Origin of the sequence: Odoribacter sp. N15.MGS-14 (assembly GCF_000980245.1) — a bacterium.
GTDB lineage: Bacteria > Bacteroidota > Bacteroidia > Bacteroidales > Marinifilaceae > Odoribacter > Odoribacter splanchnicus.
Genome location: NZ_LARE01000010.1, coordinates 1 through 16,588 on the forward strand (window position 1 = coordinate 1; position 16,588 = coordinate 16,588).

Annotated in this window: 15 protein-coding genes; 12 read left to right on the forward strand and 3 right to left on the reverse strand. The window is 44.9% G+C overall.

Translation table 11 applies throughout. From position 1 onward, the window contains the following. From WS34_RS03320 to WS34_RS03330, 3 genes are all read left to right on the forward strand, one after another. Positions 1-201 (forward strand): hypothetical protein (locus WS34_RS03320; RefSeq protein ID WP_046403150.1); only part of this gene is annotated, 201 nt, incomplete at its 5' end. Positions 202-353: 152 nt separating this feature from the next. Next, positions 354-647 carry a hypothetical protein gene (locus tag WS34_RS03325; RefSeq protein ID WP_046403152.1) on the forward strand — a complete coding sequence of 98 codons (294 nt, stop codon included), beginning with the start codon at positions 354-356 and terminating at the stop codon, positions 645-647. A gap of 262 nt (positions 648-909) precedes the next feature. After that, positions 910-1,632 carry a LytR/AlgR family response regulator transcription factor gene (locus WS34_RS03330; RefSeq protein WP_046403154.1) on the forward strand — a complete coding sequence of 241 codons (723 nt, stop codon included), beginning with the start codon at positions 910-912 and terminating at the stop codon, positions 1,630-1,632. Between the two features lie 35 nt (positions 1,633-1,667). Here the strand turns inward: WS34_RS03330 and WS34_RS03335 are convergent, their stop codons facing one another. Beyond that, positions 1,668-3,329 (reverse strand): putative transporter, encoded by a 1,662-nt coding sequence (locus WS34_RS03335; RefSeq protein ID WP_046403155.1) that lies wholly within the window; start codon positions 3,327-3,329, stop codon positions 1,668-1,670. A gap of 277 nt (positions 3,330-3,606) precedes the next feature. On the opposite strand from WS34_RS03335, the gene WS34_RS03340 reads away from it, so the two are divergent. Next, on the forward strand, positions 3,607-4,368 hold the full coding sequence (locus WS34_RS03340; RefSeq protein WP_022159745.1) for a M23 family metallopeptidase: 762 nt from the start codon (positions 3,607-3,609) through the stop codon (positions 4,366-4,368). A 24-nt stretch (positions 4,369-4,392) separates the two neighbouring features. Here the strand turns inward: WS34_RS03340 and WS34_RS03345 are convergent, their stop codons facing one another. Beyond that, positions 4,393-4,860 carry a cytidine deaminase gene (locus tag WS34_RS03345; RefSeq protein ID WP_022159746.1) on the reverse strand — a complete coding sequence of 156 codons (468 nt, stop codon included), beginning with the start codon at positions 4,858-4,860 and terminating at the stop codon, positions 4,393-4,395. Between the two features lie 115 nt (positions 4,861-4,975). Here WS34_RS03345 and WS34_RS03350 point away from each other — a divergent pair, with 115 nt between their 5' ends. The 3 genes from WS34_RS03350 to WS34_RS03360 are packed head-to-tail and all read left to right on the forward strand — an operon-like array spanning position 4,976 to position 7,437. Continuing rightward, positions 4,976-5,923 carry a glucosaminidase domain-containing protein gene (locus tag WS34_RS03350; RefSeq protein ID WP_046403157.1) on the forward strand — a complete coding sequence of 316 codons (948 nt, stop codon included), beginning with the start codon at positions 4,976-4,978 and terminating at the stop codon, positions 5,921-5,923. A 16-nt stretch (positions 5,924-5,939) separates the two neighbouring features. Then, positions 5,940-6,470: a DUF4199 domain-containing protein gene (locus WS34_RS03355; RefSeq protein WP_022159748.1), complete on the forward strand. Its 531-nt coding sequence runs from the start codon at positions 5,940-5,942 to the stop codon at positions 6,468-6,470. Between the two features lie 16 nt (positions 6,471-6,486). Further along, positions 6,487-7,437, forward strand: coding sequence for a glycosyltransferase family 2 protein (locus tag WS34_RS03360; RefSeq protein WP_046403209.1), 951 nt, complete (start codon positions 6,487-6,489; stop codon positions 7,435-7,437). 10 nt (positions 7,438-7,447) lie between these two features. Here WS34_RS03360 and WS34_RS03365 read toward each other — a convergent pair whose 3' ends face one another. Beyond that, positions 7,448-8,041, reverse strand: a complete 594-nt coding sequence (locus tag WS34_RS03365) for a uracil-DNA glycosylase family protein (protein WP_046403212.1) — start codon at positions 8,039-8,041, stop codon at positions 7,448-7,450. 84 nt (positions 8,042-8,125) lie between these two features. Here WS34_RS03365 and WS34_RS03370 point away from each other — a divergent pair, with 84 nt between their 5' ends. The 5 genes from WS34_RS03370 (at position 8,126) to WS34_RS03390 (ending at position 16,524) form a co-directional block, all read left to right on the forward strand. Then, a complete protein-coding gene (locus WS34_RS03370) occupies positions 8,126-9,511 on the forward strand; it encodes an MFS transporter (RefSeq protein WP_022159751.1) in 1,386 nt (461 codons plus the stop codon). Positions 9,512-9,689: 178 nt separating this feature from the next. Next, positions 9,690-11,429: a thiamine pyrophosphate-dependent enzyme gene (locus tag WS34_RS03375; protein WP_286693617.1), complete on the forward strand. Its 1,740-nt coding sequence runs from the start codon at positions 9,690-9,692 to the stop codon at positions 11,427-11,429. Positions 11,430-11,528: 99 nt separating this feature from the next. Further along, entirely contained in the window at positions 11,529-13,616 is a 2,088-nt protein-coding gene (locus WS34_RS03380; RefSeq protein ID WP_046403162.1) for an RNA degradosome polyphosphate kinase, read from the forward strand. Further along, the gene (locus WS34_RS03385; protein WP_046403164.1) at positions 13,609-14,559 is read left to right on the forward strand and encodes a Ppx/GppA phosphatase family protein; all 951 of its coding nucleotides are present in this window, start codon (positions 13,609-13,611) and stop codon (positions 14,557-14,559) included. Before WS34_RS03380 ends, WS34_RS03385 begins: the two co-directional genes overlap by 8 nt. 420 nt (positions 14,560-14,979) lie before the next feature. After that, positions 14,980-16,524, forward strand: coding sequence for an acyl-CoA carboxylase subunit beta (locus tag WS34_RS03390; RefSeq protein WP_022159755.1), 1,545 nt, complete (start codon positions 14,980-14,982; stop codon positions 16,522-16,524). Positions 16,525-16,588 lie beyond the last annotated feature (64 nt).

Genomic DNA, 16,588 nt, shown 5'->3' on the forward strand with positions numbered 1-16,588 from the left:
CTGTCGTTTCCTTTACACGCAGTTTCTCCCTCCGAAGTCGAAAACGTTATGAAGACTCTGCTCCGTAGAAAAGTCACCGAAAAATCCAGCCGGAAAACCCCAATTGTATTCTATCTCGAACAGGTATACCTAAACCAAAAACAAACCTCACCGAGTTCCCACTTCACCGACAATTTTCAATACTATTTCGATTTCTATTAGCAGAAAAACAACTTACCTTACGAAAAGCCGTTGTTAACGGTAGAAGTTCCATTACACAAATGGAAAAAAATCACCAATACCTTCAGTGACTCCAACTATATATATTCGAATACGAAATCATTCCGGCAGGTATCAAAGCACACAACAATCATATGCAAGCCAGGAGGTCCACGTCGTTCAACATTACCCTCCTGGCCGATCGGATACTCCTTCCCTTTTTATCCGGAGATACCCCGGATAAACCCGAATACGACTATCGTCTGATCGAAGTTTCTTTCCCGTTACACCCTAATGTACATCTCACTTATATCCCCTGTTTCCCCTGTCCGCAGAAGATGCCCAATTATCCCTGGGCAATCACTCCTACCCCTTGGAATTTCATGCAGACAGCAGTTATACCGTTGACATTCATTTATCCCAACCTGCACGAGGAGGGATCGGAGTAAGCCCTATTCAGCTGATGCCGGAAGATTCTCTGATCATCCGAAATCGGAGAAGCCTGCTTCACCGACCAAGGCCGGGGAGCTGCCGATTGCTTTTTCAATCAGGCACTTTACAAACATCACAATTTCTTTTTCAATTACACAAATATATGACATTTAATGACTTACAAAGAATTTGCCGCAACACTAGAGCAGGGTAAAAACATCTACGAACAGTTATTCTCCAAATACGGAGAAGCAATTTTGTAACCAAATCTGTCACCTGATGAATATAAAAGCTATTATTGCCGAAGATGAACAAAAGAACCGCGAAAACCTACGGCAACTTCTGTTGAAACATTGCCCGGGAATCGATATTATCGACTGCTGTAGTTCAGCAGCCGAAGCTTATGAAATCATTGTGTCCCTTCAACCCGAATTGGTTTTTCTGGATATCGAAATGCCAGGAAGCAATGGATTTTCATTACTGGAAAACCTGCCGGAAATTCATTTTGAAGTGATCTTTGTCACTGCCTATGACCACTATGGGATACAGGCCATCAAATTCAGTGCCTTAGATTATATTCTTAAACCGACAGATATCGATGAACTGATCCAGGCAGTTACAAAAGCGAAGAAAAAAATCAGTACCCAAGCAGAAAACCGGCAAATGCTCCATTTACTCCAAAACAATAAACTGCCGGATAAACACAAAACCCCGGCCCTCTCTCTAGCCGATAAAATCGAATTTATAGAAATCGGTTCTATTGTCCGTTGTAAAGCTGAAAATAACTATACTACCTTTTATCTGAAAGACGGACAGCAATTAGTCGTTTCTAAAACGCTGAAAGAGTTCGATGAGCTGCTCGTCCCCTACCACTTTTTACGGGTACATCAATCCCATCTGATCAATCTGAACGAAATGAAAAGTTATATCAAAAGTGACGGCGGGTATATCCGGATGAAAGACGGATCCAGCGTCGGTATTTCCCGTCAACATAAAGAATAGGGCTTAAAAATCCTGACAGGAAAAACATCCAGAACCTACAAAAACAACATTAAGATCAATTGAGCAAAAATCACACGGATAAACATGGACAGCGGATATACCGTCGCATAAGATACGGCCGGATTATCTCCCTCGACGGTCGCATTGACATAATTCAACGCCATCGGATTCGCCATACTTCCACACAACATCCCTGCCAGGGAACCGAAATCTATTTTCATCAATTTCAAAGCGATAACGGCCACCAGGACAACAGGTACAAAAGTGATCGCAAATCCCAAAGCTACCCACAGCAGCCCTTCGGGACGAAACACCGTCTCAAAGAAATGTACCCCGGCATCTAACCCCAGACAAGCCAGATAAATGGAAAGTCCCAATCCCCGGAGCATCAGATTGGCGCTCCGGGTCGTATAAGTAATCATATGTAAACGCGGTCCGAACGCCCCCATCAGAATCCCGACGATAATCGGTCCGCCTGCTATTCCCAAACGGACAGGGAAACTGACTCCGGGGATAGAAAAGGGAATAGCCCCGACAGCCAAACCCAACACAATCCCCACAAATACGGCGATCAAATTCGGTTCTTTAAGACTAATAATACGGTTTCCCAACACTTTCTCCACATTGCTGATAGCAGCAGCTTCACCCACAACGGTCAATTTATCTCCCAATTGCAGTACCAGCTCGGGAGTTGCCAACAACTGTACCCCAGCCCGATATATACGGGTGATATTGATACCATAATGATTACGCAAACGTAAGGATCCCAATTTCTTTCCATTGATCTCCGAACGGCTCACGACAATACGCTGGGAAACCAACTGGCTATCGATGGCATTCCAGTCGATATCCTTTTTATTCCAATCCACCTTTTCCTCTTCACCGAAAAGGATACGCAAGGATTCTTCCTCAGCCTCGGTGGTAATCACCAGCAAACGGTCTCCTTCGAGCAATACCGTATCGGAAGTGGGGATCGTCACTTTCCCATCGCGCCATAAGCGTGAAATAACAAATCGATGTGCCGCAAGATGAGCTACTTCTTTTACATTCTTCCCAAAAATTCCGGGATTGCGGACTTCAAAACCGGCAATAAAAGTGTGCTTGCTTTTATCTTCTGCCACAACGGTTTCTGCCGTCCGGCGAGGAAATATCTTACGCAATACGATAACCGCCAGAATGACACCGACCACTCCTAAAGGATAGGTCACCGCACACCCTAAAGCAGGATCAGCCGCATCGATATGCATCTGCTTCAAAGTTTGCTGTGCAGCCCCCAAAGCAGGGGTATTGGTCACAGCACCACTCAATATACCTACCATATCGGGCAACGACACGCCTGTCACCACATGAAAGCCCAAAGTCATTGCCGTGCCCACCAAGATCACAGCAAATGCAAGCATATTCAATGTCATACCTCCCTTCCGGAACGAACCGAAAAAACCAGGCCCGACCTGCAATCCCAAGGCATAAACAAAAATAATCAATCCAAAACTCTCGGCATAATTCAACATTTGGGGATCTATCGACAAGCCGAAATGTCCGGCCGCAATTCCGGCAAAAAAAACAAAAGTAACCCCCAGCGAAACTCCGTAGACGCTGATCTTTCCCAAAGCCAATCCTAAAGCCGAGATCATAGCAATCACAACAACAGCCTGTATGACACTGTGTTCTATCAATATACTATTTATCCATTCCATAGTCGATTTATTAAAATCCGAACCCGTTTTTCCTAATTTAAAAGTGGGCACAAAGGTAGTACAAATAACTTCAATTCATTAAAAATAAACAGGTAAAAGCAACGAAAACAATGCTTTAACAGAAAACGTTAACATGTTAAATAAAGTTGTAATCTATAGACAATCAGTAGGTTTTGAAACTTTTTCAATTATCTTTGCGTTTCAGGAATGATCTAATTTGTCTTTTTAATAGTAAAAACAGTCATTTCTAACTTAATATTCACCAAAAAGATACAGTATGAGATTGCACAACAGAGCACTGGTTGCTGTTATTTTGAGTTTGGCAGGATTTTATTCTTGTTCACGTCAAGCCACAATTCCCACTCAGTTAACTTATACCCCTGTTCCTGTATTTACTATCCCAGACAGTCTTTTAGCAACTTCTCCGATCGAATATGCTTTTTATAAAGCGGAGCCCGTCGAATTCTTCGAACCGAAACCAGAAGTCCGGGATTCTTTTAACCGGATCGAAAAAACGATGGTCGGTTATGCAGACGATCAATTTTTCGTCCGCCAGCCCGAATTGGTATTAGACCTGGCCGACCTGGAAGAGGGTGCTTTTGTTTTTCCCCTGCCCGGCGGAAGGGTATTATCTCCTTATGGACGACGGAATGGAAGAAATCATACCGGCATAGACCTGAAAATCAATCGTCGGGACACCGTTCTGGCAGCTTTCGACGGGATCGTCAGAATGACAGGTTGGAGCCGGGGTTATGGCAACGTAGTCGTCGTGCGTCATTACAACGGCCTGGAAACGGTATACGCCCATAATTCCAAACACCTGGTCCGTTCGGGCGATCATGTGAAAGCAGGTACACCGGTTTCTATTACCGGCGAAACAGGCCGGGCCACCACCGACCACGTACATTTTGAAATCCGGGTAAATGGAAAAACCATCGATCCGGCTTTGGTGATCAATCTCAACACCCAAACCCTTCTGCACAAACGCCTGGTATTTACTCCTACCCCGAAAGGAAAAATTCAGGTAGAGGCGGTGTAAAAACTTCGGGCCCCGGTTACCGGATCAGCCTATATATTCAAAACTAAAAGGCAACAAGGAAGAGGCTTTTATCACTACCGTTTCTTCTTCACCTATCATCAGTACATCAAAATCCCGGCCGTAACGCCGGATTACTTCCGCCATCACCTGCCGGCAAGCCCCGCAAGGAGAAACGACCTCTTTTCTGGGACGCCCTTTAAAACAAGCTGTAATAGCCAATGCCTTGACCGGAACATCCGGATAAGCAGCACTAGCATAAAATAAAGCCGTCCGTTCTGCACATAGTCCACTGGGATAAGCCACATTTTCCTGATTATTGCCTAAAACGATCGTTCCATTTTCCAGCAAAACAGCCGCTCCGACAGCAAAATCGGAATAGATGCAATAAGCTTTGCCGGCAGCAGCCAGAGCTTTTTCAGACAATTCCTCATAGCATGCGGGCACTGAATTCCGGCACACAAAATAATCTATTTTCAGTTCTCTTTTATCCATCACTATTTTTTACTATTTTTACCCCCCTAAGATACAGAATAATTATAAACCGGAAATTGAAAAATCAGCATTTATCTTTTGCAAGGTAAATGCCTGAAGCCAACGAGTGAGTGTTATGAAAAAGAGTATGAAAATATTGGTATTGCTTAGCCTGTTGCTCATCAGCTTTAATGTTATGGCAGACAAACGTAAAGAGTTTATCCGCAAATACAAACATATAGCTATCCGCGAGATGGAACGGACCGGAATTCCGGCCAGCATCACGCTTGCACAAGGTATTCTCGAATCCGGTTGCGGCGAATCGGAACTGGCCGTCAATGCCAACAACCATTTCGGGATCAAATGCCACGAAACCTGGAACGGCGATACATATACCATGGACGACGATACCCGGGACGAATGTTTCCGGAAATATAAAAATATCGAACAATCGTGGATCGACCACAGTGATTTTCTGACTAGCCGTCCCCGTTATGCCGGTTTATTCAGTATTCCTACTACAGATTATAAAGCCTGGGCGAAAGGGTTGAAAGCCGCCGGATATGCGACCAACCCGCAATATGCCAATATGCTGATTAAAATTATCGAAGAAGAAGAATTGTACAAATTCGACCGCTCGATCAAAAGACCGGGTACACCGCCGACGATCACTGCAGAAGAATTTGCCCAAAGTGTAGCAACCCAGGACCACCCGAATACTACCAACTACCGTAACCGCGAAGAAATGCGCAATGGCATTATCTGTATAGAAACAATGCCGGGCGATTCTTTTGAAAAAATTGCCGGTTATTACGGAATCAAACTTAAAAAATTATTACAATACAACGACAAATCCAGCAGTACCCTGGACCCCGGTCAATTGGTCTTCCTGAAAAAGAAAAAGAGCAAAGCGGCACGGGGATACGAATTCCACCGTGTAAAAGCCGGAGATACCATGTACAGTATCTCACAGCAATACGGAGTACGGCTCAAAAATCTTTGCAGGTTCAACTACCTGTCGGCCGACAGTCCGCTGACAGAAGGAGAAAAGATCTATCTGCGTAAACAAGCCGATTTATTGTAAGGATAAAGAAAAATACATGGAACCTTCGAAGAAAAAGAATTTTTTTTCACAAAATACCCTGTTCGGTTTATTCGTCGGACTGAGTTTTATTGCTGTAGCTTATGCCTACTACCGTTCAGGACGGGGAGTCAGTCTCAATCCGCAATTGAACAATGTGATCCTGCTGCTCTCCATCGTCGGAGCATTTATCGGAGTTCGTAAATACCGGGACGAATTGCCGGATAATTGTCTGTCTTACGGGAAAGCACTGGGCGCTTGTACCTATCTGATCGCTGTAGCCTCGGTCATCTACGGATGCTTTGTATTCTATCTCTATCGTCACCATCCGGAATTACTGGAGAATTATCTGACTTCAATAGAAACGACGTTCAAAGAGGTGTATTCGGATTCGGCTTTCACCGAAAATATGATCTCGATGTTAAAAGCGTTTACAACGCCTGCTACAATTGCCTTTGCAGAAACATTCAATAAAATATTCACCGGATTTATTTTCTCCTTGCTCCTGGCAGGATTACTCAGGCGCACCCGAAAAAATGAATTTATTTAACCGTAATTTTCAGATCATGGACATATCAGTCGTTATACCGTTATATAATGAAGACGAATCTCTGCCGGAACTAACAGCCTGGATCGAACGGGTCATGGCAGCGAATCATTTTACGTATGAAATCATCATGGTAGACGATGGCAGTAGCGATAATTCCTGGGCACTCATCGAAACCCTTTCTACCCAAAACAAACATATCCGTGCCATAAAATTCCGGCGGAATTACGGTAAATCCGCAGCCTTACACTGCGGGTTCCAGAATGCCCAAGGAGATGTTGTCATTACGATGGACGCCGATATGCAGGATAGCCCGGACGAAATACCGGCTCTTTATCAAATGATCATGTCCGAAGATTACGACATGATTTCCGGCTGGAAGAAAAAAAGATTCGATCCGAAATCAAAGACAATACCCACCAAATTATTCAATGCGACAGCCCGGAAATTTTCAGGGATCCATCTGCACGATTTCAACTGTGGGCTCAAAGCTTACAAGAATAAAGTTGTGAAAAGCATCGAAGTATACGGAGAAATGCACCGCTATATCCCTATCCTGGCCCAACAGGCCGGCTTCACTAAAATCGGAGAAAAGGTCGTACAGCACCGGGCACGGAAATACGGAGTAACCAAATTCGGCGGTTTAAACCGATTTATCAATGGAATGCTGGATTTGTTGTCTATCACCTTTATTACCCGTTTTGCCAAAAAACCGATGCATCTGTTCGGGGCTATAGGAACCTTGCTGTTTATCATCGGGTTTTGTGCAGCCGGCTGGATCGGTATAGATAAACTGATCTGTCTTTCACAAGGGATCAGGGCCCGTTTGGTAACCGATAATCCCTATTTTTATATTTCTTTGGTTTGTATGATCCTCGGGACCCAACTGTTTTTAGCCGGCTTTGTAGCCGAGCTGGTATCCCGTTCGGCTACCGACCGCAACGTCTATCTGATAGAGAAAGAAATCTGATGCCCTTTCTCTAAAAGAAACCACCGACCTCCCCGAACATACGCTTATAAACCGCTGCCTTTTCAGGCAAGGGTTTCGGATAGGCACGGGAAGAAGAGGGCATGCGGTATAACCGGATCGTTCTATCCTCGAAATGAAAAGTCGAAAAACCTCCTACCGGTGGCTGAGAGGCTTCGACCAGAGAAAGCAAAGTGTCCGTCGCTTTCTGCCCTGTTGTCGCAATGGCTACACAGTGCGGTAATTGCCGCAGTACGTCGGACAAATCGATCTTGCGGACGATTTCCAAAAATTTATCCGAGGCATTATCTTTCTGCCGAACGACCTCCCGGCCGGAATCGGTCAAGGCAATTCCTTGCCGGATAAGAAAATCCCGGATCCGTTGTTCGCAAAATGATTTTTTATCTGCCGTCAGAAAATGTTCCTTGTCGTCGAAAAATACCAATCCAAAGATACGCCACATGTCATTCTGAAAATTAGGATAGTAAAAATCCATTTTCCAACGTTCACGTTTCGGCGGGAAACTTCCCATCATCAATAGCCTTGCCCCTTGCGGGAAGAAAGGCTCCAAGGGATGGATTTCAGTTTTTATTTCATCTGTTTTCATACATACAAAATTAATCAAAACATACATACTTTGGTTTATTTTACTAGTTTTGCCCCGTGCTAAAAAATCTAAAACAAAAAAAGTATGACAACGACAGCAAAAAACAAAGAAAAAATCAGGTTCAGTAAAGCATTCTGGGTGGCCAACACCGTGGAATTGTTCGAACGTGCTGCCTACTACGGTGTATTTATCGTGATCACCCTCTACCTTAGCCGTATATTGGGGTTCAATGACATTCAGGCTGCCACCATCGCAGGTACTTTCTCCGCTTTCCTTTATCTGCTGCCAACTTTTGCCGGAGCTTTGGCCGACAAAATCGGCTTCCGGAACTCTATGCTCCTGGCTTTCACCTTATTGACTATCGGTTACGGTGGCCTGGCTTTATTTCCTACCTGGCTCGAAAGTGCCGGACTGGTAGAATATGGGCATACCACCGTCTTTAAAGGCCTCACCGAGAGTGGCCTGCAATACGGCATTATCCCGATTATGGCTCTGATCGTCATCGGAGGAGCTTTTATCAAAAGTGTAATCTCGGGAACGGTGGCCAAAGAAACGACAGAAGCTACCCGGGCCAAAGGATTCGCCATCTTTTACGGCATGGTCAATATCGGTGCATTCTCGGGTAAAACCATTGTAAAACCCCTTAGAGAGGCTTTAGGGAATGAAGGATTGATCACCTTGAATTATTTTTCGGCCAGTATGACCTTTCTGGCTCTCATAGCGATCTGGTTTTTCTATAAAAGTGCTCAACACAGCGGAGAGGGAAAAACTTTCCGGCAAATCTGGAATGCTCTATTAAAAGTATGTTCTAACGGCCGGCTGATCATCCTGATCCTGATCATTACGGGTTTCTGGATGGTACAACATCAATTGTATGCAACCATGCCCAAATACGTACTCCGTCTGGCCGGGGAAGGCGCATCCCCTTCCTGGTATGCCAATGTCAACCCTTTGGTCGTAGTGCTGTGTGTCAACCTGGTCACCCAGCTGATGCGTCACCGGACAGCCCTTACTTCGATGACCGTCGGAATGTTTATCATGCCGTTGTCCGCTTTGTGCATGGCTTCGGGAAATATGCTGAATCCGGAATCGACCATTCTGACCATGCACCCGGTAGCTTTTATGATGGTTGTAGGTATCGTCTTCCAGGGACTGGCGGAAACTTTTATTTCCCCGCGTTTTCTGGAATATTTCTCCCTGCAAGCCCCCAAGGGCGAGGAAGGATTATACCTGGGTTTCAGCCACCTGCATTCGTTTTTGTCTTCCATTTTAGGATTCGGACTTTCCGGCTATTTATTAAGTAAATATTGCCCTGACGAAAGCCTGTTCGCCACTCGTAGCGAATGGCTCGCTGCCAGCAGTAATGCCCATTACATCTGGTATTATTTTGCTGTAATCGCACTGGCTTCCGCCATTGCCCTGATCATCTACGGCCAAGTTGTCAAGCGCCTCGATCAGGCAAAAGCATAAAATAACAGCATCGGTTGTAAAGTCTGTAAAGTTTGTAAAGTCGATGGCCTTCGGGGATACTTTATAAACTTTACGGACTCTCAATTTTATAAACTATCGCCTTCTTTCTTCAGATTCTAAAGTTAAAAATAAACCTTTCCGGCTAAAGCTCGTTTGATATAAAAATTGAAACGTTTAAATTATGGCAAACATAGCAGAGCAAATTGTAGATATGCTGGTAAAAGCCGGTGTAAAAAGAATTTATGCTGTCACAGGTGACAGTTTAAATAAGATTAACGATGCTGTCCGCAAAGACGGCCGGATTCAGTGGATTCACGTACGTCACGAAGAAACCGGAGCTTTTGCTGCCGGAGCAGAAGCCCAGCTTCACGGCGACCTGGCCTGTTGTGCAGGTAGCAGCGGTCCCGGCCATGTGCACCTGATCAACGGGCTCTATGACGCCCACCGTTCAGGGGCTCCTGTCTTAGCCATCGCTTCTACCATTATTTCAGGTGAATTCGGAACGACCTACTTCCAGGAGACCGACACCATCCGCCTGTTCGACGACTGCAGTTATTACAACCAATTAGCGACTACACCGGGGCAACTCCCCCGCATGCTACAGGGGGCTATACAAACCTCTCTCTCCCGCAGAGGAGTCAGTGTCATCGGTATCCCCGGAGATTTGACCGGAGAAAGCCAGGTCAATATTCCTTCTTCAGAGATCAACTATCCGACTCATCCCCGCACCTGTCCATCGGATAGCGAATTACAGGCGCTGGCCGATCTGTTGAACAACAATAGCAATATAACCCTGTTTTGTGGCATCGGAGCCAAAGATGCACACGAAGAAATCGTCGAATTGTCCCATCGGTTGAAAGCCCCGGTAGCCTATTCTTTCAAAAGTAAGATGGAAATCCAATATGATAATCCCAATGAAGTAGGGATGACCGGCTTATTAGGCATGGCATCGGGTTACAACAGCATGCATGCGGCCGATGTACTGGTTTTATTAGGTACCGATTTCCCGTACGGCCCGTTTTTACCGACTCACAATAAAATCGTTCAGATCGACATCGATCCCAGTCACCTGGGCCGAAGAGCCAAAGTACAAATGGGGCTATGCGGAGATATCAAGACGACACTCGAAGCTTTATTACCTCTTTTACAAGCCAAAAGCGACAAAAGCTTTCTGAACGATCAGTTGCTCGGTTATTCCAAAGTAATTAAAGACCTGAATGCTTACGTCGAAAACAAAGGCAGTGATAATAAGATTCACCCGGAATATGTCATGGCGATGGTCGACGAAACTGCTCAGGCAAATGCTATTTTTACCGTCGATACGGGTATGACCTGTGTCTGGGGAGCCCGTTACCTGAAAGCTTCCGGCCAGCGAAAGATGTTAGGCTCTTTCAATCACGGCACAATGGCCAACGCTATGCCCCAGGCTATAGGAGCATCGTTCGCCTATCCGGGCAGACAGGTGATCGCTCTCTGCGGCGACGGAGGCATCTCTATGTTACTGGGTGATCTGGCAACCATCGCCCAATATAAGCTACCGGTCAAGATTATTGTATTCAATAACCGTTCTTTGGGTATGGTAAAACTCGAAATGGAAGTCGCCGGCCTGCCGGACAACGAAACCGACATGCAAAATCCGGATTTTGCCCTGGTGGCTCAAGCGATGGGGATAAAGAGCTATACCGTCAGCCGTCCGGACGATGTACTCCCGGTATTGGTCGAAGCCTTGAACTCACCGGAAGCTGCTCTACTGAATGTAATGACCGATCCGAATGCACTGGCTATGCCCCCGCAAATAGAATGGAATCAAATGACCGGATTCGCACAAGCCATGTATAAAATGTTATTGACCGGCCGGACACAGGAGATTATCGATACGATCAATTCCAATTATAAACACCTGAAAGAAATTTTATAAAGACAATTCCAGCCTCAACGACAATGTCACATTTCTGTCATTAAATAGTAACATGGATAAAATACATTCGTAATTAAATCAATACATTGTATTTTATCCATGAAAGTAACAAAGAAAAAAGGTGAGATTCCCTACCTGGAAAGGGATATCAGTTGGATGTATTTTAACCGGAGAATCCTGTCCGAAGCAGAAAAAGCCCCGGTTCCTTTACTCGAACGGTTATCCTTTCTGGGAATCTACTCCAATAATCTGGACGAATTTTACAGGGTACGGGTAGCCACCCTCAACCGAATCATCGAATATGAGGATAAAACCATTAAGGCAGAGAGAGAAACCGCCATTCAAACCTTCAGGGAAATCAGCCGGTTGAATGCCCTGTATACACAAAAATTCGAGGAAACATTTACAGCAATAAATACAGCACTCCGGCAAAACCGGATTTACCTCCTGAACGAACAAGAATTACAGGAGGAGCAAGCCAACTATATCCGTGAATTTTACAAAACACAACTGATCGGCTCTACGACCCCGCTTTTCACTTCTTCTTTCCGTCATTTCAGTGACCAACCCGACGACCATATCTATCTGAGCGTCTGTCTGCAAACCACAGGAAAAACTAAAAAAGATTTTGCTATTATCGCTTTGCCGGTGCAATCATACGGCCGTTTTATCCGGATCCCCGGCGATGACGACCGCATATGCCTGATGTTCCTGGACGACATCGTCCGCTTTTGCCTTCCCCTGATATTCAACGGTCGGCCTTACGATCACTTCGAGGCTTACACGTTCAAGTTCACTAAAGACGCAGAAATGGAACTCGATTCAGATCTTCGGAACAGCATTATGCAAAAAATATCGAAGGGGGTGAAAAGCAGAAAAAACGGGGAACCGATCCGGTTGGTATACGACAGCCGGATGCCTGCGGTTATGCAGCGCCACCTCAGCCGGATGCTTTGTATGGACCGCTGGGATACTCAGGTCGGAGCCGGTAGATACCAAAATCTGAAAGATCTGATGAAATTTCCCGATTGTAAACGTGACGATTTAAAATATCCCCCTCAGCCTCCATTGTTCAAAACGGACTTTTCAGGGGACGACAGCATCTTGAATACCATCCGTACCCGCGATCTCTTCCTGCACTATCCCTATCACAGTTTTTCTTCTTTCTTGCGTGTACTCCGGGAAGCCACGATCGACCCGAACGTCAAAGCTATAAAAATGACCCTCTACCGGGTAGCGAAAAATTCCAAGGTTATCCAAACTTTAATCGCAGCAGCCAGAAACGGGAAAAAAGTAACTGTAGTTATCGAACTACTCGCCCGTTTCGACGAAGCATCGAATATCAGCTGGTCTAAACAAATGCAAGACGCCGGAATCAAAGTCGTATTCGGAGTCGAAGGTCTGAAAATACACGCAAAACTAGTATATATATCGGGTAGACAGGGAGATATCGCCTGTGTCAGTACCGGAAATTTTCATGAAGAGAATGCCACCCGATATACCGACGTCACTCTTTTTACCGCACGCAAAACCCTGGTAAAAGAAGTCCGGCATGTCTTCGACTTTATTGAGAAACCTTATCTACCCGTAAAATTCAAAGAATTACTGGTCTCTCCCAACGATATGCGTTCCAAACTATTGAAATTGATCGAAGAGGAAGTCAAAAATGCCAGAAAACAAAAACCGGCCCGAATATCAGGAAAGGTAAACCATATTACAGACCGGACATTGATCGCTAAGCTTTATGAAGCTTCGGCCGCAGGCGTAAAGATCGACCTGGTGGTACGAGGTAATTGTTCTATCGTCACAGGAATCCCGGGAATAAGCGAAAACATCCGGATCAACGGAATTATCGACCGTTATCTGGAACATTCGCGAATTTTCATTTTCGAAAATGCAGGTGATATGATCTGCCTGACAGGTTCTGCCGACTGGATGCCCCGGAATCTGGACAACCGGATCGAAGTACTTACCCCCGTTTATGATAAGGAAATTCAAACCGAATTGAAACGAATCGTCGAATATGGCCTGAAAGACTCTCTGCAGGGACGACAAGTCGACGGCACAGGACAGAATATCCCCTGGGAAAACGAAGACCATTCGCTATTCCGGTCACAATCGGCCTTATATCACTATTATCAGGAAGACATACAAGGAATCACAACTAATAACATACCCCATGAGTAAAGTAAATTATGCAGCGATCGATATCGGCTCCAATGCAGTCAGATTATTGATCAAAAGTATCAATCCCGAAACATCGGAACAGTTGTTTACAAAAGAGCTCCTTCTAAGGGTTCCCCTGCGTCTGGGAGAAGAAGTATTTACACAAGGTGAAATACCGGCCAGTAAAGCTAAAAAACTACTCCGTCTGATGAAGGCTTATCGGCAACTGATGAAAATATACGAAGTCGATGCCTATCGGGCTTGTGCCACATCGGCAATGCGGGATGCCGCAAACGGGAAAGAAGTAATCGAAACCATCACCCGGAAGTCAGGTATCCGGATAGATATTATCAACGGAGAGGAAGAAGCCCGTTTGGTATACGATAATCACATCGAATACCTGGCGGATAAAAACGCCGATTATATCTATGTCGACGTCGGGGGAGGTAGCACGGAAATCAGCTTGATCCATCAAGGAATACTCCGCAGTTCACGTTCTTACAACATCGGAACCGTACGTCTGTTGAAAGGGAAAGTCGTTCCCAGCGTATACAACCGTTTGAAAAGAGACCTGAATAAATTGCGGGAACAATACCCGGTAATCACGATCATCGGGTCCGGTGGAAATATCAACAAATTGTTCCGGTTAGCTAAACTTCCGGCCAAAAATCAAATGACTCTCCCGGTAGAAAAATTAGTACAACTCAACAACACTCTAAAAAACTATTCCTTAGAAGAACGTGCCCGGTTATACAATCTGAAACCCGACCGTGCGGATGTCATTACCAATGCCGCAGATATCTTCCTGCTCGTCGCAGAGCATACCCAAGCGAAGCATATCGTCGTGCCTACCATCGGCCTGGTCGACGGTATCATCGACAGTCTCTACCTGCAACACCACAAAACCCCGGAAGAACAAATCCCCCTTCCCCCGACAGGCGATGAAAATACACAAAGCTTGTAGTAAAACATGCTGCTTTTCAGTTACAGCGATTAGGCCTTACTTCTAAACTGCTGAAACTATTTAAACGATAGAATTCAATCAGTCTACAAACTTTATGAACTGTAAGCGGCGAAGGAACAAGTTTAAAAACTAATTACACCTAAGAGATTAGTCGTTGAAAACCTTCGGTTTGTTGAGAGAACTTCCTGGCTTTGCCAGGAAATTCCCCCCTCCCCATTTATTAATAAATACAGATAATAGTAAATTTTTCAAATAAACCGTTAAAATTTCGACTTCAACCCTCAATGATATCAATAGATACCGATTAGTATAATAAAGATAGGTATTTTTTAAATCATTTTTTTTACGTAATCTTGCAGTTTAAATGGTGTGTTAATTTCTGAGAAGGAATTACGCAAGTTAATAATAAAATAAATTACTATGTCACTTAAAAGGAATATTCTTGACTTAAGAAAGAGGAAAGAAATTGTACTTCAGGGTGGTGGCGAAGATGCTATCAAAAAGCAGGCCGCCATGGGTAAATTGACAGCCCGTGAGCGTATCGAGGGGATTTTGGACAAAGGTTCTTTCCACGAGTACGACATGTTCGTAGAGCACCAATCTAAGGATTTTGATATGGACAAGAAAGTTCTTCACGGCGACGGTGTCGTTATCGGTACCGGTACTGTCTATGGAGAACCCGTTGCTATTTATGCTCAGGATTTCACTGTTGCAGGAGGTTCGTTAGGACTGATGCACGCCCGTAAAATCACCAAAATTATGGATCATGCCATCAAAATGCGGATGCCGATCATCGGTATCAACGACTCGGGTGGTGCACGTATCCAGGAAGGGGTGGATTCACTGGCCGGTTATGGAGAAATTTTCTTCCGCAATACACAGGCTTCCGGTGTTATCCCTCAATTGTCCGTTATTCTGGGTCCTTGTGCTGGTGGAGCCGTTTATTCTCCGGCATTGACCGATTTCGTATTTGTGGTAGATAATATTTCCAAAATGTTCATCACAGGTCCGGAAGTAGTAAAAACAGTACTGGGAGAAGAAGTTAGTATGGAAGACCTCGGAGGAGCACGCGTTCATGCCTGTATCAGTGGAAATGCCCACTTCTTTGCCTCTACAGAAGCAGAATGTTTCGAACAAATAAAAAAACTGCTCACCTTTATCCCCTGGAACAATCAACGTAAAGCGAAAGCCTTTCCGTCAAAAGCTCCGAAAGCAGAATACAATATCGAAAAAATCCTTCCTGCAGATCCTACCCAGCCTTATGATGTAAGAGATATTATCAAAGCCGTTGCCGACGATTCCGATTTCTTTGAGGTACAACAGGACTTTGCACAGAATATCGTTGTCGGATTCGGTCGGGTAGATGGAGAAACGATCGGTTTCGTGGCCAATCAACCGTTGGTATTAGCCGGTGTATTGGATTGCGACTCTGCCGATAAAGCAGGCCGGTTTATCCGTTTCTGCGACGCATTCAATATTCCGATCGTGACCTTCGAAGACATGCCGGGATATCTACCGGGCGTTGAACAGGAATATATGGGTGTGATCCGCCACGGAGCAAAAGTATTGTATGCTTATAGTGAAGCTACCGTACCTAAAGTGACGGTAATCCTGCGTAAAGCTTACGGTGGTGGATACATCGCCATGAACTCACGCCACCTGAAAGCCGACTTTATGTTTGCCTGGCCGACAGCCGAAATCGCCGTAATGGGACCGGAAGGGGCAGCAAACATTATTTTCCGTAAAGAAATAAAAGAATCTGCTAATCCGGAAGAAACACGGAAGCAGAAAGTTGCCGAATATCGCGAGAAATTTGCTAATCCTTATGTAGCAGCTTCCAAAGGATATATCGACTCGGTGATCGAACCGTCGGAAACACGCCTGTTATTGAAACATTCTATCGAAGTTTCCGGTAATAAAACCGTTATGACACCTGCTAAGAAACACGGAATTCCTCCGTTCTAACAGTGTTCAGAGTTTATAAAGTCCAGGAATTCCCGGACTTTTAAACTGAAAGACTTAAAAGTTT

What these genes read in the sequence shown, in the direction of transcription:
- WS34_RS03345 (WP_022159746.1), bottom strand. Translation starts at nt 4,860, where the DNA reads ATGGATAAAAGAGAACTGAAAATAGATTATTTTGTGTGCCGGAATTCA.
- WS34_RS03365 (WP_046403212.1), bottom strand. Translation starts at nt 8,041, where the DNA reads ATGAAAACAGATGAAATAAAAACTGAAATCCATCCCTTGGAGCCTTTC.
- WS34_RS03380 (WP_046403162.1), top strand. Translation starts at nt 11,529, where the DNA reads ATGAAAGTAACAAAGAAAAAAGGTGAGATTCCCTACCTGGAAAGGGAT.
- WS34_RS03335 (WP_046403155.1), bottom strand. Translation starts at nt 3,329, where the DNA reads ATGGAATGGATAAATAGTATATTGATAGAACACAGTGTCATACAGGCT.
- WS34_RS03330 (WP_046403154.1), top strand. Translation starts at nt 910, where the DNA reads ATGAATATAAAAGCTATTATTGCCGAAGATGAACAAAAGAACCGCGAA.
- WS34_RS03340 (WP_022159745.1), top strand. Translation starts at nt 3,607, where the DNA reads ATGAGATTGCACAACAGAGCACTGGTTGCTGTTATTTTGAGTTTGGCA.
- WS34_RS03385 (WP_046403164.1), top strand. Translation starts at nt 13,609, where the DNA reads ATGAGTAAAGTAAATTATGCAGCGATCGATATCGGCTCCAATGCAGTC.
- WS34_RS03360 (WP_046403209.1), top strand. Translation starts at nt 6,487, where the DNA reads ATGGACATATCAGTCGTTATACCGTTATATAATGAAGACGAATCTCTG.
- WS34_RS03370 (WP_022159751.1), top strand. Translation starts at nt 8,126, where the DNA reads ATGACAACGACAGCAAAAAACAAAGAAAAAATCAGGTTCAGTAAAGCA.
- WS34_RS03350 (WP_046403157.1), top strand. Translation starts at nt 4,976, where the DNA reads ATGAAAAAGAGTATGAAAATATTGGTATTGCTTAGCCTGTTGCTCATC.
- WS34_RS03355 (WP_022159748.1), top strand. Translation starts at nt 5,940, where the DNA reads ATGGAACCTTCGAAGAAAAAGAATTTTTTTTCACAAAATACCCTGTTC.
- WS34_RS03390 (WP_022159755.1), top strand. Translation starts at nt 14,980, where the DNA reads ATGTCACTTAAAAGGAATATTCTTGACTTAAGAAAGAGGAAAGAAATT.
- WS34_RS03325 (WP_046403152.1), top strand. Translation starts at nt 354, where the DNA reads ATGCAAGCCAGGAGGTCCACGTCGTTCAACATTACCCTCCTGGCCGAT.